The following is a 24,871-nucleotide window of genomic DNA, read 5'->3' as shown; positions in this document are numbered from 1 at the left end:
GGGGCCGGTGTTCAGGACTGCTGCGCTTTACGCTCCGCTGTGCTCCGCCTTTGCTCCTTATCGGAGCCTTCGGAAGCAAAGCCCTGAACATCCGGCCCCTCCGGTCCGTCCCCTCCCGTGGGTGGGTGGGTAAAGGGAGGTGGGACCGTCCCATGTAGCCTCAGTTCACCCGCTGACCATTGTTCATATCCAGGGAGTTCCTCCGTGAGCCAGCGCACCCTCGTCCTCCTCAAGCCCGACGCCGTCCAGCGCGGCCTGATCGGCGAGATTATCGGCCGTATCGAGAAAAAGGCCGGCTGGACGATCAGCGCGCTGGAGCTGCGCAGCCTGGACCGCGCGCTTCTCGAGCAGCACTACGCCGAGCACGTCGGCAAGCCGTTCTATGAGCCCCTGGTCGCCTTTATGTCCTCCGGACCGGTGGTCTCGATGGTCGTCGAGGGTGAGCGGGTGATCGAGGGCGTACGGACGCTCGCCGGTCCGACTGACCCGATTGCCGCGCCGGGTGGGTCCATTCGTGGGGACTTCGGAACGATCACCCGAGAGAATCTGATCCATGCGTCGGATTCCGAAGAGTCCGCAGAGCGTGAAATCAAGATTTTCTTCCCCGGCATCTCCTGACGAGTCGTCAGCTTTAGACCCCTTGTGACCAGGGGCGACCGAAAAAATCATCGGTCGCCCTTTGGTGTATACGACACGATCGGGGGAACGCATCATCGCGACACGACGTCACCATTAAGGGGGGCGGGTGCCTGTACGGCTGACAATGGCGAAACAGCCTCCCGACGTGTTCGAGTGGGCGCACTACGAACTACGATGGGGGCTTCCGCGCCGCACAGCGCATCACCTCCTGCCGACCTCCAGTAAGCATTCGCTCCAGTTGGGAAGGCCAGACGTATCCTCATGGGGAACAACATGTCGTTCATCGGCCGTGACATGGCTGTCGACCTCGGGACCGCCAACACGCTGGTGTACGTCAGGGGCCGCGGCATCGTCCTCAACGAGCCGTCGGTCGTGGCCATCAACACCAACACCGGCGGGATTCTCGCGGTAGGTGCTGAGGCGAAGAAGATGATCGGGCGCACGCCCGGCAACATCGTCGCCGTAAGGCCCCTGAAAGACGGCGTGATCGCCGATTTCGAGATCACCGAGCGGATGCTCCGCTACTTCATCCTCAAGATCCATAAGCGGCGCTACCTGGCCCGCCCGCGGGTCGTCGTGTGTGTCCCCTCCGGCATCACCGGGGTGGAGCGCCGCGCGGTCATCGAGGCCTCGACCCAGGCCGGCGCGCGCCAGGTCCACATCATCGAGGAGCCGATGGCCGCCGCGATCGGGTCCGGCCTGCCGGTCCACGAGGCCACCGGCAACATGGTCGTGGACATCGGCGGCGGTACGACCGAGGTCGCGGTCATCTCGCTCGGCGGCATCGTCACCGCGCAGTCCATCCGGGTGGCCGGCGACGAACTCGACAACGCGATCATCCAGCACATCAAGAAGGAGTACAGCCTTCTGCTGGGCGAGCGCACCGCCGAGAGCATCAAGATCACCATCGGTTCGGCGTACGACCTCGAACAGGACGAGCACACCGAGATCCGCGGCCGTGACCTGGTCTCCGGCCTGCCGAAGACCGTGGTCATCTCGGCCGCCGAGGTCCGCAAGGCCATCGAGGAGCCGGTCAACTCCATCGTCGACGCGGTCAAGACGACGCTCGACAAGTGCCCGCCGGAGCTGTCCGGTGACGTCATGGACCGCGGCATCGTGCTCACCGGAGGCGGCGCCCTGCTCCGCGGCCTCGACGAGCGGCTGCGCCGCGAGACCGGTATGCCCATCCACATCGCCGAGGACCCGCTCGACTCCGTCGCGCTCGGTTCCGGCAAGTGCGTCGAGGAGTTCGAGGCGCTCCAGCAGGTCCTCGACTCCCAGCCGCGCAGGTAGCACGGCCCGGGTCCCGGTCAGCGCCGCGGCCGCCGAACGGCGTCCGCGGCGGCCGGGACCCCTGGCGACCGCGGCCGGTCCGCCCGGCGGATCGCTGGTATACAGGCACAACATCCCGACAGACACGGTGCACTGACGCTCCACCATCCGGCACCGTCACACAGGCACAACGCTCAACTCCCGAACGAGACCGGCGGGGCCCGCAGCCGGCCGGTCCTACGAGGAAGGACACGGCCGCCGCACGTGAGGGACACACGAGAGAGCCGGCTGCTGCTGGTGCTGCTGGTCGCGATCGCGTTCGCGCTGATCACGGTCGATATCCGCGGCGGCGAACAGTCCCCGCTCGATGGTGCCCGGCAAGCCGCCGCCTCTGCCTTCGGCCCGGTCGAAGGCGGCGTGGCCCGCGTCGTCAATCCGGTCGGCAACGCCATCGGTGCCGTGCGGGACTCCGGCCGCCGGCACAACCGGATCAGCACCCTGGAGCACGAGAATGAGGCGCTGAAGGCCAAGCTCGGCTCCTCCGACCGGAACCGCAGCCGCGCCGCCGAGCTCGACAAGATCCTCAAGACCGCCGGCACCGGCCAGTACGGCATCAAGGGCGCCCAGGTCATCGCCATCGGATCAGCCCAGGGCTTCTCCTGGACCGTCACCATCGACGCCGGCCGCCGGGACGGCATCGCCCGCGACATGACCGTGCTCAACGGCGACGGCCTGGTCGGCCGGGTCACCACCGTCGGCGCCGACACCTCCACCGTCCTGCTGGCCGCCGACCCCGACTTCACCGTCGGCACCCGTATGGAGAAGACCAACGAGATCGGCTTCGCCAACGGGCAGGGCGTCAGCTCGCTGCGCGTTCAGCTTCTCAATGGCAAGGCCAACATCAAGCGGGGCGACCGCCTGGTCACCTTCGGCTCCAGCAGGGACAAGCCGTTCGTGCCCGGGGTGCCCGTCGGCAGGGTCGTCAAGGTCGAGCCGTCCAACGGCGATCTGACCCGCAACCTCCAGGTCCGGCCCTTCGTCTCGTTCTCCCAGCTCGACATCGTCGGCGTGGTCGTCGCACCGCCCCGCCAGGACCCGCGCGACACCGTCCTGCCGCCTGCCCCCGCGAAGCCCAAGCCGACGCCGACGGTCACCGTCACGGCCACCCCCTCCGCGAGCGCTTCTCCCAGGAGCTGACCGATGCGCATCAACCGGATCCTGCTCTCGGCCCCGCTGGTGGTCGTCGCCCTCGTCATCCAGGTCACCATTCTCGCCAGACTCCAGCTGCCCGGGGCGGTACCGGATCTGCTGCTGCTCGTCGTCGTCGGGCTCGCGCTGGTCTACGGCCATGTCGCCGGCGCGCTGGTCGGCTTCTTCGCCGGGCTGCTGGCCGACCTCGCCCCGCCGTCCGACCACGCCATCGGCCGCTATGCGCTGGTGCTCTGCGTCATCGGCTACGCCGCGGGCCTGACCAAGCCGGACTCGGGCCGGCACCGCTCGGCGACGCTCCCGCTGCTCGTCGTCCTCGGCGCCGCCGTCGGCTCGACGCTGATGTACGCCGGCGTCGGCTCGCTGGTCGGTGACACCGCCGCCCGCCACGTCGGCATCGTCGGACTGCTGCTCAGCGCCACCCTCTACGACCTGCTGCTGGCCCCCTTCACGGTTCCCGTGGTGATGGCGCTGGCACGCAAGACCGAGGGCGATCTGCTGGCCGGCGACAGTTCCGGCAGCCAGAGCGGCGGGGCCGGCAGCCGCGATGCCGGATACGGCTGGCTCACCACCGGCACGGGACTCAAGGCCAGCCGCGGCGCCATGAAATCCCTGCGCACGGGCACGGGCATCGGCAGTCAGCGCGGCAGCCTGCTCGGCAAGTCGGCCCGCGACAAGGTGGGCCGCATCAAGGGGGTCAAGCGACTGTGACGCCCTGTCTCCTTCCGATCACCACCCCTCGTGGAGGCGCTGCGCGCCATGAGTAATCTCCCGGAAACCCGGACCTCCCGGGTCAGCGTCCGGCTCATCGCGATCCAGATCCTGGTCTTCTCCCTGCTGCTCACCCTCGGCGGCCGGCTCTGGTATCTGCAGATCCGCAACGGCCAGGAGTACGCCACCGAGGCGAAGAACAACCACGTCCAGCAGGTCATCGAGCCCGCCACCCGCGGGTCGATCCTCGATGCGCGCGGAGTGCCGCTGGCCGACAACCAGACCCGTCTGGTCGTCTCCGCGAGCCGTACCGAGCTGCTGAAGATGAAGGACGACGGCAAGGCCGTGCTCGGCCGGCTGGCCAAGGTGCTCGGGATGTCCGAGAAGGAGATCCGCAACAAGGTCCGGCTGTGCGACGCCAAGACCCCGCAGCCCTGCTGGAACGGTTCGCCGTACCAGCCGATCCCGATCACCGACGAGGCCACCACCCAGCAGGCCCTCCAGATCCGCGAACGGTCCGAGGCGTTCCCCGGCATCAGCGCCGAACCCACCGCTGTGCGCCGCTACGCCGAGCCCGGCAACGCCAACACCGCCCAGGTGCTCGGCTACCTCTCGCCGGTGACCGACGAGGAGATCAACAAGGCCAAGAACACCAGCTCGCCGTTCCTGCGCTCCGACCAGATCGGCCGGTCCGGTCTGGAGCGTACGTACGACCGCTATCTGCGGGGCAAGGCCGCCGTCACCCGCTACGAGGTCGACAACCTCGGCCGGGTCATCGGCCAGGCCAAGAGCGAGAAGGGCCAGGGCGGCGCGAGCGTCGTCACCAGCATCGACGCCCGCGTGCAGGCCATAGCGGAGCAGCAGCTCGAACAGGCAATGAAGGACGCCCGCAAGGTGCACGACAAGAACACCGGCACCAACTACAAGGCCGACTCGGGCGCCGTGGTCGTGATGGAGGCCAAGACCGGCCGGGTGGTGGCGATGGCCTCCAACCCCAACTACGACCCCAACGCCTGGGTCGGCGGCATCTCCGGCAAGGACTACGCCCACCTCACCGGCAAGGACTCCAACTACCCGCTGCTGAACCGCGCCATCCAGGGACAGGCGGCCCCCGGCTCGATCTTCAAGGTCATCTCGACCTCGGCCGCGATCAACGCGGGCTATGACTTCAACGGCCACTACCCCTGCACCAGCTCGTACAGCATCGGCGGCCAGACCTTCAAGAACTTCGAGGGCGAGGGCCACGGCGACATCAGCCTGGGCCGGGCGCTGGAGGTCTCCTGCGACACCGTCTTCTACCGCCTCTCGCACGACGAGTGGAAGAAGGACGGCGGGGACAAGCCCAAGAAGGACCCCAACGACTGGTTCTACAAGACCGCCCACCAGTTCGGTCTCGGCAAGGAGACCGGCATCGACCTGCCCAACGAGGTCACCGGCCGGGTGCCCGACCGCAAGTGGAAGAACGACTTCTGGAAGGCCAACAAGGCCGGCTGGTGCAAGCAGGCCAAGGCCTGGCCCAAGAAGAAGGACTTCGGCACCAAGCTCGCCCGTGAGGGCTGCCTCGAAGGCATGAAGCTGCACGCCTACGACTCCATCAACTACGCCATCGGGCAGGGCGACACCCTCGTCACACCGATCCAGATGGCGACCATCTACGGCGCGATCGCCAACGGCGGCACGCTCTACAACCCGACCGTCGGCAAGGCCATCGTCAGCCCTGACGGCAAGAAGGTGCAGCAGGTCAAGCCCACGCCGCACGGCAAGCTGCCGGACAGCCCCAAGACGCTCCGGCAGATCGATTCCGCGCTGGCGGGTGTGGCCACCCGCGGTACCGCCGCCTGGCGCTTCCAGGGCTGGCCGCAGGACAAGATTCCGATGCACGCCAAGACCGGTACCGCCGAGGTCTACGGGAAGCAGACCACCTCGTGGTTCGCGACGTACACCAAGGACTACACGATCGTCATGACGATCGCCCAGGGTGGTACCGGCTCCGGTGCCTCCGGTCCGGCCGTACGCAACATCTACAACGCCCTGTACGGAGTCGACGAGAAGGGGGGCATCAACCCGAAGGCCGCCCTGCTGCCGAAGCCCCAGGGCTCGCTCCCCAAGGTCGAGGGTGACGGGACCATCGAGGCGCAGCCCATCAAGCCGTATGTCCTGCCGTCGCCGTCGCCGTCCGCATCGGAGAGCCCACAGTGACGACCAGCCCTACCTCCCGGGCGTTCTCGATCCGGCGCTACACCCCCGAGCTCGGCACCTGGGGCAAGCTGACGGCGCGTGATTCGGTGCTGCGCAAGCTGGACTGGATGCTGCTGCTGTCCTGTCTGGTGCTGTCGCTGATGGGGTCGCTGCTGGTCTTCTCCGCCACCCGCAACCGCACCGAGCTCAACCACGGCGACGAGTACTACTACTTCCTGCACCATCTGCTGAACCTCGGTATCGGCCTGACGCTGGCCGCCGGCACGATCTGGCTCGGGCACCGCACCCTCCGCGGCGCGGTGCCGATCCTCTACGGCCTCTCGGTCGTGCTGGCGCTGCTGGTCCTGACGCCACTGGGCGCCACCATCAACGGTTCGCGTTCCTGGCTGGCGATCCCCGGCGGCTTCTCGCTCCAGCCCGCCGAGTTCGCGAAGATCACCATCACGCTGGGCATGGCGATGATCCTGGCGTCCCGGGTCGATGCGGGGGACCGCCCGCACCCCGGCCACCGCACCGTCGTCCAGGCCCTCGGCCTGGCGGCCGTCCCCGTCGGCGTGATCATGCTGATGCCCGACCTCGGTTCGGTCATGGTGCTCGGCGCGGTCATCCTGGGCGTACTGCTCTCCTCCGGCGCCTCCAACCGCTGGATCCTCGGGCTGGCCGGCACCGGCGTCGTGGGCTGTGTCGCCATCTGGCAGCTCGGTCTGCTGGACGCCTATCAGATCGCCCGCTTCGCCGCGTTCGCCAACCCGAGCCTCGATCCGGCCGGCGTCGGCTACAACACCAACCAGGCCCGGATCGCGATCGGTGGCGGTGGACTGACCGGCTCCGGGCTCTTCCACGGCAGCCAGACCACCGGTCAGTTCGTCCCCGAACAGCAGACGGACTTCATCTTCACCGTTGCCGGTGAGGAGCTGGGTTTCCTGGGGGCGGGCCTGATCATTGTGCTGCTCGGCGTCGTCCTGTGGCGCGCCTGCCGGATCGCGCGCGAGTCCACCGAGCTCTACGGCACGATCGTCGCCGCCGGGATCATCGCGTGGTTCGCCTTCCAGGCGTTCGAGAACATCGGGATGACGCTCGGCATCATGCCCGTCACCGGCCTCCCCCTGCCGTTCGTCTCCTACGGCGGCACCTCCATGTTCGCGGTCTGGATCGCGATCGGGCTGCTCCAGTCGATCCGCGTACAGCGCCCCCTGTCGGCCTCGCGCTGACGCCGCCTCACCGCCCGAGGCAGAGCGCACTGCCGGGGTGCACCGCTGCTGGAGGCGCACCGCACTGCCGGGGCACCCCGCTGATCGTGGCGCACCTCACTGCCTGAGGTGCAGCTCGAACCACAGCGAGGTGGGCCGTGGCAGGTCCTCGGGCGGCGTCGTGCCCCAGTCGTCGGCGAGGCGGCCGGTCAGCAGGAGCCCGTAATCGTCGGGCTGCCCGCGGTGCGACGGCCGCGGAATCCGGGCCTGCGCCCGGCCGTGCACGCTGATCCGCACACCGTGCCCGGTGGTGAGCATCCGCAGCAGGATGTCCGCCGTCCGCGGTGTGTGCAGATGAGCGCGGGTCACCGCCTCCGAGGTGAGCAGCACGGCGGTGTCGAGGAGCGGGGAGAGCGGGGTGCGGCGCAGTACGGCGCGGACGAAATCGCGGGCGGCCTTGGGGGCGGTGGGGGTGCTGGGTGCGGTGAGGATGTACGGGCGGGCGCCTGCCGGGACGCGGACGCGTGTCCGGGTGACGGGCGCGGTTGAGGGGTGCACGGATGTCTCCCTCCCCTGGGGGCGAGTGAGCGGCGATCGGATGGCACGCTAGATGCGGATTCGCACTCTGCGTACTCGATTCGTCACACAGAGTAACGCAGGTGGTGTGGTCGGCGCTACCCGCTGCCGTGGATTCCGCTGCGGCGGATCCCGTGACGGGGCGGCTCCCCGTTCCCGATGGGTGGCCTCGGCCGGGGCGGATGGCTAGCCTCGATGCATGGCGGACACCGTGCGGGAAGTCGAACGGAAGTACGAGATCGACGGCGGCGCGCAGCTGCCCGACCTGGCCGGCACCGGCCGGGTCGCCACCGTGACAGAAGAGGGCGTCGAGGAGCTGGACGCCTGCTACTACGACACGTCCGACCAGCGCCTCGCCGCCGACGCCATCACGCTGCGCCGGCGCACCGGCGGCAGAGACGCGGGCTGGCACCTGAAGCTCCCGGTCGCGCCGGGCATCCGGGACGAAGTACGGGCGCCGCTGTCCGATACACCGCCGCCGGAGCTGACCGCGCTCGTCCGGTCCCGGGTGCTGGAGGGGGAACTGGTCCCCCTCGTCCGGCTGCGGACACGGCGCACGGTCCGGGTCCTGCGGGATGCCGCGGGCGCACCGCTCGCGGAGCTGGCGGTGGACGAGGTGCACGCCCAGCGGGCGGGGAAGGCCGCCAAGGGCAAAGCGGGCACGGCCGGGGCCCGGTGGCGCGAGATCGAGGTGGAACTGGTCGGAAGCGGCGACAGCGCGGTGCTGGACGAGGTCGGCCGGGCGCTGGTCGCGGCCGGGGCGCGCCCCGCCTCATCGGAGTCGAAGCTGGCGCGGGCACTCGCCGAGACGGGCCTGGAGCGCGAGCGTCCCGCGCGCCCCGGCGCGTCCCGGCCCCGAGGGTCCGGCAAGCGCGGAGGCAAGGTCATGGCCGGGAACAAGAAGGCCGGCAACAAGAAGGCCGGGAAGAAGAAAGAACCCACTGCCGGAGACGTGGTGCTCCGGTACGTCCGCGAGCAGGTACGGGTGATCATCGAGTTGGATCCCGCCGTACGCCGCGATCTGCCCGACTCGGTACACCGGATGAGGGTCGCCACCCGCCGGCTGCGCAGCGCCTTCCGCTCGTACACCAAGGTGCTCGACCGCGCCGCCACCCGGCCCATCGGCCTGGAGCTCCAGTGGCTGGCGGCCGAGCTGGGGGTGGACCGGGACCGGGAGGTGCTGACCGCGCGGCTGCAGCAGGCGCTGGCCGAGGTGCCCAGGACGCTGCGGCTCGGCCCGGTGGCCGCCCGGCTGCGCATCTGGTCCGAGCGACGCCGCACCGGCGCGCGCAGGGAAGTGCTCTCCGTATTGGACGGACCCCGCTATCTGGAGCTGCTGAAGACCCTGCACACCCTCCTGGAGGCGCCGCCGCTGCGCCCGGCCGCGGACAGTCCGGCGTCCGAGGTGGCGGCCGGGGCCGTACGGAAGGACTACCGGCGGCTGGCCCGCCGGATGGAGGCCGCGCTGGCGGCCCCGGCCGGGCAGGCGCGGGACGAGGCGCTGCACGGCGCCCGCAAGGCCGCCAAGCGGACGCGGTACGCGGCGGAGGCCGCCCGTCCGGCGCTCGGCCGGCCGGCGAAGAAGTTCGCCAGGCGGATCAAGCGGGTGCAGCAGCTGCTGGGTGATCACCAGGACAGCGTGGTGGCGCGCGGCGCGCTGCGTGAGCTGGCCACCCAGGCGCAGAAGGCCGGCGAGGGCGGCTTCACCTTCGGTCTGCTCTACGGGCGCGAGGAGGCCCGGGCGGCGGACCGGGAACGGGAGCTGCCGCGCCGGTGGAAGAAGGCCTCACGGCGCAAGCACCGGGCCGCGCTCCGGCCGTGAGCGCACGGCGGCGGGCCGCTTCACCGCACGGTGGCGGGACCCCGTCGCACGGCGGCCGGCCGCCTCACCGCACGACGGCTCCGAGCCGGCCCGGTGCACGCCTGCTCCGCAGGGGTGCACCGGGGCTGCCGGATCACCGTGCGAGGGGGTGGCTTCGAGCAGTTACGCTTGAGAGTCGCCCCCCCGCCAGCTCACGAAGGTTCGAGATGTCTGCCGAGTCGGTCTTCCCGCAGCTCGAGGCCCTGCTCCCGCATGTGCAGAAGCCCATTCAGTACGTCGGCGGTGAGCTGAACTCCACCGTCAAGGACTGGGACTCCTGTGATGTGCGGTGGTCGCTCATGTACCCGGACGCCTACGAGGTCGGTCTGCCCAACCAGGGCGTCATGATCCTCTATGAGGTCCTCAACGAACGCGAGGGCGTGCTGGCCGAGCGCACGTACAGCGTGTGGCCGGACCTCGAAGCGCTGATGCGTGAGCACGGCGTCCCGCAGTTCACAGTCGACGCGCACCGCCCCGTCGGCGCCTTCGACGTGCTCGGTGTCTCCTTCTCGACCGAGTTGGGCTACACCAACCTCCTCACCGCCCTGGATCTCGCCGGTATCCCGATGGAGTCCAAGGACCGCACGGAGGACCACCCGATCGTCCTGGCGGGCGGCCATGCGGCCTTCAACCCCGAGCCGATCGCGGACTTCCTGGACTGCGCGGTCGTGGGCGACGGCGAGCAGGCGGTGCTGGAGATCACCGAGATCATCCGCGCCTGGAAGGCCGAGGACCGGCCCGGCGGCCGCGACGAGCTGCTGTTCCGCCTGGCGAAGACCGGCAGCGTCTACGTCCCCAAGTTCTACGACGTCGAATACCTGGCCGACGGGCGGATCTCCCGCGTCGTGCCGAACCGCTCCGGCGTACCGTGGCGGGTGTCCAAGCACACCGTCATGGATCTGGACGAGTGGCCCTACCCCAAGCAGCCGCTCGTCCCCCTGGCCGAGACCGTCCACGAGCGGATGTCGGTCGAGATCTTCCGTGGCTGCACCCGCGGCTGCCGTTTCTGCCAGGCCGGCATGATCACGCGCCCCGTACGGGAGCGAAGCATCACCGGCATCGGCGACATGGTGGACAAGGGCCTGAAGGCCACGGGATTCGAGGAGGTCGGCCTGCTGTCGCTGTCCTCCGCGGACCACACCGAGATCGGCGACATCGCCAAGGGGCTCGCCGACCGGTACGAGGAAGACAAGATCGGTCTGTCGCTGCCGTCGACCCGCGTCGACGCCTTCAACGTCGATCTTGCCAATGAGCTGACGCGCAACGGCCGTCGCTCCGGTCTGACCTTCGCGCCCGAGGGCGGCTCCGAGCGGATGCGCAAGGTCATCAACAAGATGGTCTCCGAAGAGGACCTGATCAGGACCGTCTCCACGGCCTACGGCAACGGCTGGCGGCAGGTGAAGCTGTACTTCATGTGCGGTCTGCCGACCGAGACCGATGAGGACGTGCTCCAGATCGGCGACATGGCGGTCAAGGTCATCGCCGAGGGCCGCAAGGTCTCCGGGCAGAACGACATCCGCTGCACGGTCTCCATCGGCGGTTTCGTCCCCAAGCCGCACACGCCGTTCCAGTGGGCGCCGCAGCTGTCGGCGGAGGAGACGGACGCCCGTCTCGAAAAGCTCCGGGACAAGATCCGCGGCGACAAGAAGTACGGCCGCTCCATCGGCTTCCGCTACCACGACGGCAAGCCCGGCATCGTCGAGGGCCTGCTCTCGCGCGGCGACCGCCGCGTCGGCTCGGTCATCCGCGCCGTCTACGAGGGCGGCGGCCGCTTCGACGGCTGGCGCGAGCACTTCTCCTACGACCGCTGGATGAAGGCCGCCGAGGAGACGCTGCCCGACTTCGGCGTGGACGTCGCCTGGTACACCACCCGTGAGCGGGAGTACGAGGAGGTCCTGCCCTGGGACCACCTGGACTCCGGTCTGGACAAGGACTGGCTCTGGGAGGACTGGCAGGACGCCCTCGACGAGACCGAGGTCGAGGACTGCCGCTGGACCCCGTGCTTCGACTGCGGCGTCTGCCCGCAGCTCGACCTCGACATCCAGATCGGCCCCACCGGCAAGAAGCTGCTGCCGCTGACCGTCGTCAAGTAGCGGCTCCCGTAGGGGGCTTCGGCCCGGTCCCGCGTCCCGCGGTGGCCGGGCCGTGGCGTGCTCCCGCACAATGACGTGATGCCGCCGCAGCTCATCGCCCCCACTGTTCGCGTCCATGCCTCGTTCCTCGCCGCGATGGAGGAGTTCCGCGCCGACGGCGCCGAGCACGTACCGCACTCCAACCTCGCCCGCGAGCTGCGGACTTGGGCTACCCGCTGGCCGACCGCGGAGGGGTTCGCCGAGTACGTCGACGCGATCGGCGGCGCGCCGGGCGAGGAACGCGCCGACGGTGTGGTCCCCAAGACCACCCGGTGGTGGGTGGCGGACGGCAGCTACCTGGGACGGGTCACCTTCCGCCACCGCCTCACCGACGAACTCCTCCACTACGGCGGCCACATCGGCTATGCCGTACGCCCCGGTGCCCGCCGCCGCGGCCACGCCACCGCGATGCTGCGCGCCGCACTGCCGATCGCTCATCACGAGCTGGGCATTGACCGGGTGCTGGTCACCTGCGACCACACCAATAGCGGCTCGCGTAAGGTCATCGAGGCCTGCGGCGGGATCTTCGAGGACCAGCGGGGCGAAAAGCTGCGCTACTGGATCCACGCGGCCGCACCCGCCGGCGGACAGCAGCCGCACCGGCACCCCTGAGGGGCCGCGGGACACGCGGCGCGGCGACGGAAGAACAAGGGGGAGGGGCCGGATGGAGCCCACGGACAACGACCGGCGGGTGCCGGCCCGTTATGAGCCGGGCGAGGGCTGTGTGACCCAAGTGGTCCGTATTCCGGTACGGATCGTGGTGCTGGTGCTCGTGGTGCCGGTGCGCCTGGTGTGGGATGCGCTGACCGCCGCTGGACGGGCCGTCGACCGGAGCGTGCTGCGCCCCCTCGGCCGCGGCCTCGCCCGGCTGTGGCGCACCCTCGTGGTCGTCCCTGTGGCATGGGCCTGGCGCACCCTCGTCGTGTTCCCGCTCGGGTGGGCCTGGCGCACGCTGGTCGTCGCCCCGCTCGGGTGGCTGTGGCGCGCCGTCCTCGCCCCGGCCGGCCGGGGGACCGGCAGGGCGGTGGCGTGGCTGGTGCGGCATCTGCTCGTGCTCCCCGTGCAGTGGCTGTACGCCCACGTGCTGACGCCGGTGGGGCACGGCATTGCCTGGCTGCTGCGCGGACTGGGCGCGGCCCTGCTGTGGCTGGGCCGTGCGTTGTTCGTGTGGCCGTGGGCGACCCTGTGGCGGTATGTGCTGACGCCCGTCGGCCGGGGGATCGGCGCGGTCCTGGCGTGGCTGGTCCGTTGGCTCGTCGTGGTCCCCGCCCGGTGGCTGTACGCCCAGGTGCTGACACCGGCCGGACGGGGCCTCGCCTGGCTGGTGCGCGGCCTCGGCACCGCGCTCGCCACCCTCGTGCGGTGGCTCGTGGTCGTTCCGCTGGTCACCCTGTGGCGGTATGTGCTGGTACCCGCCGGGCGGCTGCTGGCCGCCGTGGTGACGGTGGTGGTGCGTGAGGTCGGGTCGGCGTTCGGGCACTGCTGGCGGGCCGCCGGGATCGTCTCCCGGGCCGTCGGCCGCTTCCTCGCCGCCGTCCTGCGGTGGGTCCTCGTCGAACCGGTGCGGTGGGTGTACCGCACCGTGCTCACCCCGCTCGGGCACGGCATCAGGGACGGCATCTGGCGGCCGGTCCGCCAGGCGCTGCGCACCGCCCGCGCGACCGTGCGGCAGACCCGCAGGGAGATCCGGCGGGCACTGTTCGGCGCCCCCGCGGAGCCTCAGCCGGCTGCCGCTGCCGAGCCCCGGCGGGAACCGGGAGCCCCCGGCACACGTACTCTAGGTAGCAGTACGACCGCACTCACGAAGGACTGAACGACACTGGGCAAGCGACAGCCCGAAGGCCCGCCGCCCGCACCGGCGGTGCAGCGCATCCGACTGCGCTACACCAAGCGCGGCCGCCTCCGGTTCACCAGCCACCGCGACTTCCAGCGCGCTTTCGAGCGGGCGCTGCGCCGCGCCGAGGTCCCCATGGCCTATTCGGCGGGCTTCACCCCGCACCCCAAGGTGTCGTACGCCAATGCCGCCCCCACCGGTACGGGCAGCGAGGCCGAATATCTGGAGATCCAGCTCACCGAGCACCGCGATCCGGACGCGCTGCGCACCCTGCTCGACGCGTCCCTGCCGGACGGGCTCGATGTGACCGACGCGGTCGAGGCCCGCACCAGCGGCCTGGCCGACCGGCTGCAGGCCTCGGTGTGGGAGCTCCGGCTCGACGGGGTCGAGGCGCAGGAGGCCGAGCGCGCGGTCGGGGCGTTCCTCGCCGCGGACGAGGTGCTGGTCGAGCGGCGGACGAAAAACGGCATGCGGACCTTTGACGCGCGGGCCGCGGTGACGCGTCTGGAGGCCGCCGGTCACGCCGGCGATAGGCCTGACGGCAAAGCCTGTGCGATACTGCGGCTGGTTGTTCGGCATCTGACACCTGCCGTTCGACCCGACGACGTCCTGTCCGGCCTCCGAGCTACGGCCGACCTGGCGCCGCCGGTCCCCGCAGCGGTGACCAGGCTGGCGCAGGGGCTGCTCGATGAGGAGACCGGCGCGGTGACCGACCCGCTTGCGCCCGACCGCGACGCTGCCACGGCCGCCCCATCCACGGCCGCCGGGCTGAGTGCCGCGAAGGTGACGAGCGGGGCATCCCCGGCAGCCGGGGACGGTACTGCGTAGGACCGCCGTCGTCGCGTCGCCGATCAGCCAGGGAGCCACCCCGGTCCGGCAGGCGCACTGACCAGGAGACTTTCGCCGGTCCCTGCCCTACGGGGACCGGCGAGCGAGACGACAGCTCCCGTGCGGCGCCCACGCCCCGGACAGCGGGACCGCGCTCATCACGCGGACCGCGGCCGGAATCAGGCGCGGCGCCCGGGAGCGTGACGGGAGAACCGCCCGCATGCTCGAGCCCATTGAGCCCACCCGCGCCACGCAGTCCCAGGACCGTGGTGCCGACGACAACCACTCACCCAGCGACACGCTGCCGCCGCGCCGCCGGCGCCGTGCGGCCTCCCGGCCGGCCGGTCCTCCGGTGGCCGATGGCGCCGCCGGAGCCGAGGTGGTCAGCACCGAGGCCACCGCCGCTCCCGAGGCCGCGGCCCTCGACGACGAGGCCGCCGCCTCCGCGGTGACCACCGGGGACGAGGCCAAGCCGGCCCGTTCCCGCCGCCGCGCCACCCGTAAGGCCACCGCCCCCGCCGGAGCCCCGCAGCCGGCCGGTGGCGAGCCGGACGGGGCCCCCGCCGAACCCGCCGCCGAGACGCCTGCGGCCGCCGCCGGGTCGCCCGCCGAGGCACCTGCCGAGGCCCCGCAGACCGAGGACGCCGCGCCGCGCCGCGGCCGCCGCCGGGCGACCCGCAAGGTGACCGCCCCGGCCGGAGCCCCGCAGCACGAGGCCGGCCAGGCGCCGGCCGCCGAAGAGCCCGCGCCCGCCACTCCGGCCGCCGCCGAAGAGCCGGCCCCCGCCGCGCAGCCCGCCCCGGCTGCCCCGGCCGCCGCCGAGGAGACCGAGGACGCCGCACCGCGCCGTACCCGCCGCCGGGCGACCCGCAAGGTCACCGCTCCGGCCGGTGCCCCGCAGGTGGGCGACGCCGACGAGGCCGCCGCCGAGAGCGCCGCGCCCGCCGCCGGGACCGGGACCGCTGCGCCGGCCGCCCGGACCGAGACCGCCGAGGAGGCCCCGGCCGCCGCCGAGGACGCCAAGCCGGCCCGTTCCCGCCGCCGCGCCACCCGTAAGGCCACCGCCCCCGCCGGTGCCCCGCAGGCCGCCGGACAGCCCGCGGAAGCGGAAGCCGAGCAGGCCGCGGCCGCCCAGGCCGAACCCGCACAGGCTGAAGCCACCGAGGCCGAGACCACCGAGGTCGAGACCGCCAAGACCGAAACCGCTCAGGCCGAGACCGCCGAGGCCCCCCGCCGCCGCGCACGCCGCCGTGGTGAGCGTGCCGCCGAGCCCGCCGCCGAGGCGCCCCGCGCCGAGGAGGAGCCCGCGCAGGAGGCGCCGCAGCGCGGCCGCCGCCGGGCGCAGCGGCCGCCGACGGCCGTCTTCCAGGCGCCGGTCTTCACCGAGCCGATGTTCCAGACGCCGGAGACCGCGGCCGCCGCCGCTGCCGCGGCCCGCCAGGAGGAGCCCGCGGCCGAGCCGGCCGTGGAGGAGCAGCCCGCCGCCGGTGCGCGCCGCCGTCGCCGCCGTGGCGCCCCGGCCGAGCCCGAGCAGGTGTCCGCCGCCCCCGCCGAGGAGCCGGCGGCCGAAGAAGCCGAAGCAGCGGCCGAACCGGAGCCCGAGGAGGCCGAGAGCGGCCACGGCGAGGACGAGGCCGACGGCCGCCCCTCGCGCCGCCGCCGCCGTGGTGGCCGTCGCCGCCGTCGCGGTGAGTCCGCCGAGGGTGCCGAGGAGCAGCCCGCCGAGGGCCGCGGCGCCGAGGAGCGCGAGAGCGACCGGGCCGAGCCCGAGGAGGCCGACGAGCAGCCCGAGGCGGAGGAGGAAGCCGAGGAGCAGCCCGGTGGCGGCTCCAGCAGCAGCCGCCGTCGCCGTCGCCGCCGCCGTCGCACCGGTGACGCCGGTGAGGACGGGACCGGCGGCCCCGACGACCCGGAGCGCACGGTCGTCAAGGTCCGCGAGCCCCGCAAGAAGGACGAGAGCACCAGCGCCGACGAGGTGCAGTCGATCAAGGGATCGACGCGCCTGGAGGCCAAGAAGCAGCGCCGCCGTGAGGGCCGCGAGCAGGGCCGCCGCCGGGTGCCGATCATCACCGAGGCGGAGTTCCTGGCCCGCCGCGAGGCCGTCGAGCGGGTGATGGTCGTCCGCCAGAGCGGCGAGCGCACCCAGATCGGCGTCCTCGAGGACAACGTGCTCGTCGAGCACTTCGTCAACAAGGAGCAGGCGACCTCGTACGTCGGCAACGTCTACCTCGGCAAGGTGCAGAACGTCCTGCCGTCGATGGAGGCTGCCTTCGTCGACATCGGCAAGGGCCGCAACGCCGTGCTGTACGCCGGTGAGGTCAACTTCGAGGCGCTGGGCATGGCCAACGGCCCGCGCCGCATCGAGACCGCGCTGAAGTCCGGCCAGTCCGTGCTGGTGCAGGTCACCAAGGACCCGATCGGCCACAAGGGCGCCCGGCTCACCAGCCAGGTCTCGCTCCCGGGCCGCTACCTGGTCTACGTGCCCGAGGGCTCGATGACCGGTATCAGCCGCAAGCTCCCCGACACCGAGCGGGCGCGGCTGAAGCAGATCCTCAAGAAGATCGTCCCCGAGGACGCGGGCGTCATCGTCCGCACCGCCGCCGAGGGCGCGAGCGAGGACGAGCTGGCGCGCGACGTCCAGCGGCTGCAGGCGCAGTGGGAAGAGATCCAGAAGAAGGCGAAGGCCGCTTCCACGAGCTCCCCGTCGCTCCTCTACGGCGAGCCGGACATGACCGTCCGGGTGGTCCGCGACATCTTCAACGAGGACTTCTCCAAGGTCATCGTCAGCGGTGACGACGCGTGGCAGACCATCCACGGCTATGTCGCGCACGTCGCCCCGGACCTCACCGACCGGCTGCAGAAGTGGACTTCGGACGTCGACGTCTTCGCGACGTACCGCATCGACGAGCAGCTGATGAAGGCGCTGGACCGCAAGGTCTGGCTGCCCAGCGGTGGTTCGCTGGTGATCGACAAGACCGAAGCGATGATCGTGATCGACGTCAACACCGGGAAGTTCACCGGTCAGGGCGGCAATCTCGAGGAGACCGTCACCAGGAACAACCTGGAGGCGGCCGAGGAGATCGTGCGTCAGCTGCGGCTGCGCGACCTCGGCGGCATCGTCGTCATCGACTTCATCGACATGGTGCTGGAGTCCAACCGGGACCTGGTGCTGCGGCGGATGCTGGAGTGCCTGGGCCGGGACCGGACGAAGCACCAGGTCGCCGAGGTCACCTCGCTCGGCCTGGTCCAGATGACCCGTAAGCGGGTCGGCCAGGGCCTGCTGGAGTCCTTCTCCGAGTCGTGTGTGCACTGCAACGGCCGCGGCGTCATCGTCCACATGGACCAGCCGGCGGTGGCCGGCGGCGGTGGCAAGCGCAAGAAGAAGGGCAAGGGCGGCCAGCCCGAGCCGCACGTCCACGAGGCCGAGGCCGCCGAGCCGACGCCGGACGGCGGCGAGCCCGAGCTGGAGCCCGCCCCGGTGACGGAGGCCGAGCTGCAGCCCGCGGTGGAGGGGACCGACGAATGGTTCGGCAGCCCGGCCGAGGCCGAGGCGGCCGCCGGACGCGGCCGTGGCCGCCGCCGGGCGAGCCGGAAGGTGTCCGCTCCCGCGGGCGCCCCCAAGGCCGCCGCGGAGGCCACCGCGATCGTGGTGCCCGCCGAGCCGGAGCAGGCCCCGGAGCCGGAGAAGGCCCCTGAGCCGGTCGCCGAGGCGCCGGCCGCGGAGCCCGCACCGGCCCGTCCGCGCCGCCGGGCGACCCGGAAGGTGTCCGCTCCCGCGGGCGCCCCCAAGGCCGCCGCGGAGGCCACCGAGATCGTGGTGCCCGCCGAGCCGGCCCCGTCGGCCGAGCCGGCCGGCGAGCCGGAGCCGGCCGAGGCCGCGGAGCCCGCCGAGGGCGCCGCGCCGGAGGCGGAGCCGGCGGCCAAGAAGACCGCGAAGAAGACCGCGGCCAAGAAGGCCACCACCAAGAAGGCCGCGGCGAAGAAGACCACGGCCAAGAAGACGGCGGCGAAGAAGACCACCGCCACCACCGCCAAGAAGGCCGCGGCGAAGAAGACCACCGCCAAGAAGGCCACGACCAAGAAGGCGGCGGCCAAGAAGACCGCTGCCGCCGAGCAGCCCTCGGCGGCGCAGGCGGAGGGCGTGGCGTAAGCCGCTTCGCAGCAGAGCCGTGCCCCGGACCGTCAGTGGTCCGGGGCCGGTTTGACCCCCTGGTCAAGGCCCCGTAATCTTGACCGTCGGTGTCTGTGACACCGAACCCCTGAGCAAACACCTCTCGGTCCGCCGAGGGAGGCCGCTCGTCCACTCGGATTCCACGGGCCCCATCCCGAGCCCGTGTGAGCGGCTGGCATCAGAGGATCCGTTCCTAGCGAAAGAGAGTTCCGCGTGTACGCGATCGTGCGCACCGGCGGACGCCAGCAGAAGGTTGCTGTTGGCGACGTCATCGAGGTTGACCGCATTTCCACCAGCAAGGTCGGCGACACCGTCGAGCTCTCCACGCTGCTGGTTGTCGACGGCGACTCGGTCACCAGCGACCCGTGGGTCCTGGCCGGCGTGAAGGTCCAGGGCGAGGTCGTCGACCACCACAAGGGCGACAAGATCCGGATCCAGAAGTACAAGAACAAGACCGGTTACAAGAAGCGGATCGGCCACCGCCAGCTCCACACGGCGCTGAAGATCACCGGCATCGACGCTCCGGCGAAGTAAGGGACTGAGGAGACATGGCACATAAGAAGGGCGCATCGTCCACTCGGAACGGTCGCGATTCCAATGCTCAGCGGCTCGGCGTGAAGCGCTTCGGCGGTCAGGCCGTCCTCGCCGGTGAGATCCTGGTCCGCCAGCGTGGCACCCACTTCCACCCGGGCACGGGCGTCGGCCGCGGCGGCGACGACACCCTGTTCGCCCTGGCTTCCGGTGCGGTGCAGTTCGGCACCCACCGTGGCCGCAAGGTCGTGAACATCGTTCCGGTCGCCGAGTAATCACGGCCTGACCGGGCGATAGCTCAGCATCAGCATCACTCAGGGGCGGACCGCCTTCTCCCGCGCGAGCGGGAAGGCCGGTCCGCCCTTGCGTGTTAGTACAGAGACATGCGCGCAGGGCGAAGACGTGCGCGCAGTACAGCGACATACCCGTAGTTATCTGGAGGCACCCCCACCATGACCACCTTCGTGGACCGCGTCGAGCTGCACGTCGCCGCGGGTAACGGAGGCCACGGCGTGGCCTCCGTGATGCGGGAGAAGTTCAAGCCGCTGGGCGGCCCGGACGGCGGCAACGGCGGCCGCGGCGGCGATGTGATCCTGGTCGTCGACCAGGACGTCACCACCCTTCTCGAATACCACCACCACCCGCACCGCAAGGCCACCAACGGCCAGCCGGGCGCGGGCGACAACCGCTCCGGCAAGAACGGCGAGGACCTGGTCCTGCCGGTCCCCGACGGCACCGTCGTCCTGGACCGCGAGGGCAATGTGCTCGCCGACCTCGTCGGCCAGGGCACCACCTTCGTCGCCGGCCAGGGCGGCCGTGGCGGTCTCGGCAATGCCGCGCTGGCTTCCGCCCGCCGCAAGGCCCCCGGTTTCGCGCTGCTCGGCGTGCCCGGCGAGGCCCGGGACATCGTGCTGGAGCTCAAGACCGTCGCGGACGTCGCACTGGTCGGCTACCCGAGCGCCGGCAAGTCCTCGCTGATCTCGGTGCTCTCCGCCGCCAAGCCCAAGATCGCCGACTACCCCTTCACCACCCTGGTGCCCAACCTCGGTGTGGTGACGGCCGGTTCGACCGTCTACACCATCGCGGACGTCCCCGGCCTGATCCCCGGCGCGAGCCAGGGCAAGGGCCTGGGCCTGGAGTTCCTGCGGCACGTCGAGCGCTGCGAGGTGCTGGTGCACGTCCTGGACACCGCGACCCTGGAGTCCGACCGCGACCCGGTCTCCGACCTCGACATCATCGAGGAGGAGCTGAAGCAGTACGGCGGCCTGGACAACCGGCCCCGGATGGTCGTCCTCAACAAGATCGACGTCCCGGACGGCAAGGACCTCGCCGAGATGATCCGCCCCGACCTGGAGGAGCGCGGCTACCGCGTGTTCGAGGTCTCCGCGGTCGCCCATATGGGCCTGAAGGAGCTGTCCTTCGCGCTCGCCGACGTGGTCTCCCAGGCCCGCGCCGCCAAGCCCGTCCAGGAAGCCACCCGTATCGTCATCCGGCCCCAGGCCGTCGACGACACCGGCTTCACGGTCACGGAAGAGGGCGAGAACTTCTTCCGCGTGCGCGGCGAGAAGCCCGAGCGCTGGATCCGGCAGACCGACTTCAACAACGACGAGGCCGTCGGCTACCTCGCCGACCGCCTCAACCGTCTCGGCGTCGAGGACGCACTGCGCAAGGCGGGCGCGCACGCGGGCGACGGCATCGCCATCGGTCCCGAGGACAATGCGGTCGTCTTCGACTGGGAGCCGATGATGGCCGCCGGCGCGGAGATGCTGGGCCGTCGTGGCGAGGACCACCGTATGGAGGCGCCCCGGCCGGCCGCGCAGCGCCGCAGGGACCGGGACCTGGCACGGGACGAGGCCGACCAGGAGTACGAGGGCTTCAAGCCCTTCTGAGGCCGAGGGGCGGTCCGCCGGGCGGACCGCCCTGGCACCGCCGCCGCAGCAAACGGGGAAGGCCCCCGGGAGATCTCCTCCCGGGGGCCTTCCCCGTTGTCCGTTGCCGTGCGCCGCGGCTGAAGCCGTGAGCGGCCCGCTGCGGCCTAGACGGCGGCCGTGGTGTCCGAGGCGCCGCTGGCCTCGTGCCCGGCCGCCTCGGAGGCGTCCATGTCCTCCTGCGAGCGCTGCCCGGGGATACCGGACAGCCGGTTCTCCATCCGGATGCGCCGCTCGTCGGCCTTCGCGGCCAGCTCCAGCGCCGCCTGGTTGAAGCGGACCGACGACGGCGGGTCCGACGGGCCCAGCAGGTGCTCCTTGAGCTCGGCCCGCTCGGCGGCCAGGGTGTCCTGCTCCGGGTTGCGGACCGCGTCGAGGAGGCCCGCCACCTCCTGCGCCCCGGGCGTGAGGATCGTCGCGGCCCGCACCGTCGGGAAGTTCGCCCGGAAGTCGTCCTCGCTCATCCCCGACGTGTTGGCGACCGCGTACGGCTTCTCGCTGCTCAGGTAGTCGGAGACCACGCTGGAGACATCGCTGATCAGCACATCGGCCTGGTTGAAGCAGCTGAAGATGCCGGGGCGGGCGGTGGTGATGACGCGGTGCTCCCACCGGGGGAAGGAGTTCCAGTACGCCGCCTCCCAGGCGGTGACGGCCGCTTCGACGGCGGCGGCGCGGCCCTCCTCGGGGGTGCCCTGCAGCCCCATCCGCTCCAGCTCGTCCGCGCTCTTGCGGAACGCGGAGGTGGTCAGCGCATTGAGCTCCTCGGCGCGGCGGGCCAGCTCGGCGGCGGCCTCCGGGCCGGGCCGCTCCCCGCTGCGCCGGGTGTTCGCCTCCGTGATCATCGCCTGGATGCGGGTGTTGGCGGCGCCCGCGCGCGGGTCCACGGAACCGGTCATCGGGTGCGGCTTGTACAGCAGCTGCACGTTCTCGTCGGCGAGCAGTTCGCGGACGATGTTCTCGCCCGCCAGGATCACCGAGGTGTTGCCCGGGTTGCCGTCCCAGCCCTCCCAGGTCGGGGCGTACAGCACGGTGGTCATCCGGCCGGCCGGGGCGCCCGTGTACGGCTGGATCGGGGCCAGCTGGGGGCGGCCGACCTCGATGACGTCCTTGTCCTCGACGCCGATGTCGGCGAGCTGGTAGCGGTCACGGGCCGCCGGGCCCGCCACCCACACCTCGTCGTACGCCTTGGCGTACGGGTTGCAGGAGGACAGCTTGTCGCTCTCGCCGTGGTTGGTGAAGGCGTGCTTGATGGAGGGGATGCGCAGGATCTGCGAGGTCTTGCCGGAGTTCGCCGGGTGCAGCAGGACCTTGAGCGTGGAGTGCTCCAGACGCATCAGGTTGGCGACCTTGGGGATGCAGACGATCGGCACGTCCGTGGCCTCGATCTTCTGCACCATGAAGCGCTCACGGAGCACGATGATCGGGTTGCCGTCCAGGGAGGCCAGGGTGCTCAGCCACATGTTGGCCTGGTAGGCGGAGGAGGAGCCGCCGGAGAAGTACATGCCGACCGTCGGCCGGTACTCGGCCAGCCAGTTGTCCAGCCACGCCAGGGCCTGCTTCTCGCTGGCCACCCGCTTCTTGGGCAGCAGCCAGGTGCCCAGGTAGAGGGTGCCGCCGGCGGACAGGGTCAGGGAGACGGCCAGGCCGATGCCGCCCCAGTACGCGTCGGTGGTGATCGAGGTGAGCATCATGCCGACCGTGGTGGGCACGGAGAAACGCAGCAGCCGCCGGCCCGTCTGGCGGGAGAGGATGCGCGGCGGGGCGTCGCACAGCCGCAGCGCGCTCGCGTCGATGTTGCGGGTCACGAACGGCAGGCTGCGGGTCCTGCGGACCAGCACCGCGACCGCCTGGCACACGAAGTGGGTGCCGTAGAAGAGGAGCAGCGTGATGGTGAGCGGCGCCTGCTCCTCGAGCGGGTTGATGCCGTCGATGTGCAGCAGGCCGACCAGTATCAGCATGTCGCGCAGCAACTGGCGCACCGTGACATCGAACCGGATCCGGCCGAGCACCGCGAGCAGGCCGGGCTGCTTGTGCTGGAGGACCAGGTCGAGACCCAGGTTGACCACGGATGCGGCGATGAACAGCGGGATGACGGGCAGCAGTGCACCGACCAATTGGGCGGTGAACGCGACCATCATCGCGAAGAGTGCCGCGAGCTGTACGGCTCGGCGGGGGGCGATTCCGGCGGAAGGCACGGGGGAGGGCTCCTGGCAGCACGAAAGGTCAAAGGGGAGGCCGAGGGGGGCGGCCGGGTCCCGCGCTGCGACACCGCCGGAGCGGCGAAACGGGACCGATGGACACCCGACCGTATGACCTTGTTGGCCTTGGTGACAATCTGCTGTGGCTCTCATCACCGCGAAAGCGGACCAATCGAACGCAACCTCTTGGCCTCGGCTTCCCTCTTAAGGAAAACCGCGCGGGCGGGGAAAGGCACGGAAGCAAGGCCCGGCATTTCGGCCCCTATTCTGCGCCCTCCGCCGGGCGCCCCGGCCGGCCGGTCCCCTCCCGCAGGGCGTCCGCCAGGCAATATCACGAAGCGCCCGGGGTCCGCCCTGCCGTAGATTGCGCCCGTAGGGCCGTGGTGCGGGTCGGCAGTAATCCCCCGTACGGCGGTGGGATCGGCGAGCACAGGGGTATGCAGGTGGCAGGCGCAAGGCAGGACGTGAAGGACGCTCGCCGGATCGTGGTGAAGGTCGGCTCGTCCTCGCTGACCACGGCCGCCGGGGGGCTGGACGCGGACCGTGTGGACGCGCTGGTGGATGTGCTGGCCAAGCACCAGGACAAGGAGATCGTGCTGGTCTCCTCCGGAGCGATCGCGGCCGGGCTGGCGCCCCTGGGGCTGGCCAAGCGGCCCCGCGACCTGGCCCGGCAGCAGGCCGCCGCCAGCGTCGGCCAGGGCCTGCTGGTCGCCCGCTACACCGCGTCCTTCGCCCGCTACGGCCGCCGGGTCGGCCAGGTCCTGCTGACCTCCGACGACACCAGCCGACGGGCCCACTACCGCAACGCCTACCGGACCCTCGACCAGCTGCTGGCCATGGGCGCCGTACCGATCGTCAACGAGAACGACACCGTCGCCACCGACGAGATCCGGTTCGGCGACAACGACCGGCTGGCGGCCCTGGTCGCCCACCTCGTCCGCGCCGACCTGCTGATCCTGCTCTCGGACGTGGACGGCCTCTACGACGGCGACCCGTCCGCCCCCGGTACCTCCCGGATAGCGGAGGTCAGTGGCCCCGAGGACCTGGAGGGCGTCTCCATCGGCAGCGCGGGCAAGGCCGGGGTCGGCACCGGCGGCATGGTCACCAAGGTCGAGGCGGCCCGGATCGCGGCCGCGGCCGGCATCCCGGTCGTCCTGACCTCCGCCGTGCACGCCGCGGACGCGCTGGCCGGCGGCTCGACCGGCACCCACTTCCTGCGCACCGGCCGCCGCTCCGCCGACCGGCTGCTGTGGCTCGCGCACGCCTCGACGCCGCGCGGCGCCCTCGTCCTGGACGACGGCGCCGTACGGGCCGTCGTCGAACGGCGCTCCTCGCTGCTGCCGGCCGGCATCGCCTCGGTCGACGGTGAGTTCTCCGCCGGTGACCCGGTCGAGCTGCGGGACGCCGGGGGCCGCGCGGTCGCGCGCGGGCTAGTCAATTTCGATGCGAGGGAAATCCCCCGTTTGATGGGCCGTTCGACCCGCGATCTCGCCCGCGAGCTGGGCCCCGCCTATGAGCGGGAGGTCGTGCACCGCGACGATCTGGTGCTGCTCCACCCCTGAGGCCGCCCTCCGGCCGACGTCGTCACGCTC

General features: G+C 71.3%; 18 protein-coding genes. 16 read left to right on the top strand and 2 right to left on the bottom strand.

Going from position 1 to position 24,871, the window contains the following annotated elements:
• The first annotated feature begins 204 nt into the window (after window positions 1-204).
• The 6 genes from ndk (at window position 205) to ABR737_RS16350 (ending at window position 7,241) form a co-directional block, all read left to right on the top strand.
• Complete coding sequence (gene ndk / locus ABR737_RS16375; RefSeq protein WP_350250907.1) at window positions 205-618, top strand: nucleoside-diphosphate kinase; 414 nt, start codon at window positions 205-207, stop codon at window positions 616-618.
• Between the two features lie 294 nt (window positions 619-912).
• The gene (locus ABR737_RS16370) at window positions 913-1,932 is read left to right on the top strand and encodes a rod shape-determining protein (RefSeq protein ID WP_003985182.1); all 1,020 of its coding nucleotides are present in this window, start codon (window positions 913-915) and stop codon (window positions 1,930-1,932) included.
• A gap of 243 nt (window positions 1,933-2,175) precedes the next feature.
• The gene (mreC, locus tag ABR737_RS16365; RefSeq protein WP_350250906.1) at window positions 2,176-3,108 is read left to right on the top strand and encodes a rod shape-determining protein MreC; all 933 of its coding nucleotides are present in this window, start codon (window positions 2,176-2,178) and stop codon (window positions 3,106-3,108) included.
• Window positions 3,109-3,111: 3 nt separating this feature from the next.
• The gene (gene mreD, locus ABR737_RS16360; protein WP_350250905.1) at window positions 3,112-3,831 is read left to right on the top strand and encodes a rod shape-determining protein MreD; all 720 of its coding nucleotides are present in this window, start codon (window positions 3,112-3,114) and stop codon (window positions 3,829-3,831) included.
• A gap of 48 nt (window positions 3,832-3,879) precedes the next feature.
• Window positions 3,880-6,030, top strand: a complete 2,151-nt coding sequence (mrdA, locus tag ABR737_RS16355) for a penicillin-binding protein 2 (protein WP_350250904.1) — start codon at window positions 3,880-3,882, stop codon at window positions 6,028-6,030.
• 29 nt (window positions 6,031-6,059) lie between these two features.
• On the top strand, window positions 6,060-7,241 hold the full coding sequence (locus ABR737_RS16350) for an FtsW/RodA/SpoVE family cell cycle protein (protein ID WP_350256804.1): 1,182 nt from the start codon (window positions 6,060-6,062) through the stop codon (window positions 7,239-7,241).
• A 96-nt stretch (window positions 7,242-7,337) separates the two neighbouring features.
• Here the strand turns inward: ABR737_RS16350 and ABR737_RS16345 are convergent, their stop codons facing one another.
• Entirely contained in the window at window positions 7,338-7,778 is a 441-nt protein-coding gene (locus tag ABR737_RS16345; protein WP_350250903.1) for an ATP-binding protein, read from the bottom strand.
• A 217-nt stretch (window positions 7,779-7,995) separates the two neighbouring features.
• Here ABR737_RS16345 and ABR737_RS16340 point away from each other — a divergent pair, with 217 nt between their 5' ends.
• The 9 genes from ABR737_RS16340 (at window position 7,996) to obgE (ending at window position 21,042) form a co-directional block, all read left to right on the top strand.
• Entirely contained in the window at window positions 7,996-9,618 is a 1,623-nt protein-coding gene (locus ABR737_RS16340; protein WP_350250902.1) for a CYTH and CHAD domain-containing protein, read from the top strand.
• A 206-nt stretch (window positions 9,619-9,824) separates the two neighbouring features.
• Window positions 9,825-11,750, top strand: coding sequence for a TIGR03960 family B12-binding radical SAM protein (locus tag ABR737_RS16335; RefSeq protein WP_350250901.1), 1,926 nt, complete (start codon window positions 9,825-9,827; stop codon window positions 11,748-11,750).
• A gap of 78 nt (window positions 11,751-11,828) precedes the next feature.
• Window positions 11,829-12,401, top strand: a complete 573-nt coding sequence (locus ABR737_RS16330; RefSeq protein ID WP_350250900.1) for a GNAT family N-acetyltransferase — start codon at window positions 11,829-11,831, stop codon at window positions 12,399-12,401.
• Between the two features lie 52 nt (window positions 12,402-12,453).
• Complete coding sequence (locus ABR737_RS16325; RefSeq protein WP_350250899.1) at window positions 12,454-13,602, top strand: hypothetical protein; 1,149 nt, start codon at window positions 12,454-12,456, stop codon at window positions 13,600-13,602.
• Window positions 13,603-13,650: 48 nt separating this feature from the next.
• On the top strand, window positions 13,651-14,451 hold the full coding sequence (locus tag ABR737_RS16320; RefSeq protein WP_350250898.1) for a TIGR03936 family radical SAM-associated protein: 801 nt from the start codon (window positions 13,651-13,653) through the stop codon (window positions 14,449-14,451).
• 220 nt (window positions 14,452-14,671) lie between these two features.
• Entirely contained in the window at window positions 14,672-18,601 is a 3,930-nt protein-coding gene (locus tag ABR737_RS16315) for an Rne/Rng family ribonuclease (protein ID WP_350250897.1), read from the top strand.
• Between the two features lie 234 nt (window positions 18,602-18,835).
• Window positions 18,836-19,156, top strand: a complete 321-nt coding sequence (gene rplU, locus ABR737_RS16310; protein ID WP_006605648.1) for a 50S ribosomal protein L21 — start codon at window positions 18,836-18,838, stop codon at window positions 19,154-19,156.
• A 14-nt stretch (window positions 19,157-19,170) separates the two neighbouring features.
• Window positions 19,171-19,428: a 50S ribosomal protein L27 gene (rpmA, locus tag ABR737_RS16305; protein ID WP_085925635.1), complete on the top strand. Its 258-nt coding sequence runs from the start codon at window positions 19,171-19,173 to the stop codon at window positions 19,426-19,428.
• Between the two features lie 177 nt (window positions 19,429-19,605).
• Window positions 19,606-21,042, top strand: coding sequence for a GTPase ObgE (obgE, locus tag ABR737_RS16300; RefSeq protein WP_350250896.1), 1,437 nt, complete (start codon window positions 19,606-19,608; stop codon window positions 21,040-21,042).
• A 146-nt stretch (window positions 21,043-21,188) separates the two neighbouring features.
• Here the strand turns inward: obgE and ABR737_RS16295 are convergent, their stop codons facing one another.
• The gene (locus ABR737_RS16295; RefSeq protein ID WP_350250895.1) at window positions 21,189-23,276 is read right to left on the bottom strand and encodes a hypothetical protein; all 2,088 of its coding nucleotides are present in this window, start codon (window positions 23,274-23,276) and stop codon (window positions 21,189-21,191) included.
• A 440-nt stretch (window positions 23,277-23,716) separates the two neighbouring features.
• Here ABR737_RS16295 and proB point away from each other — a divergent pair, with 440 nt between their 5' ends.
• Window positions 23,717-24,841, top strand: a complete 1,125-nt coding sequence (gene proB / locus ABR737_RS16290) for a glutamate 5-kinase (RefSeq protein WP_350250894.1) — start codon at window positions 23,717-23,719, stop codon at window positions 24,839-24,841.
• Window positions 24,842-24,871: the final 30 nt, after the last annotated feature.

Source organism: Streptomyces sp. Edi2 (assembly GCF_040253635.1).
Lineage (GTDB): Bacteria > Actinomycetota > Actinomycetes > Streptomycetales > Streptomycetaceae > Streptomyces.
Note: the sequence above shows the minus strand (reverse complement) of the source record. Positions and strands in the feature narration are given on the sequence as shown.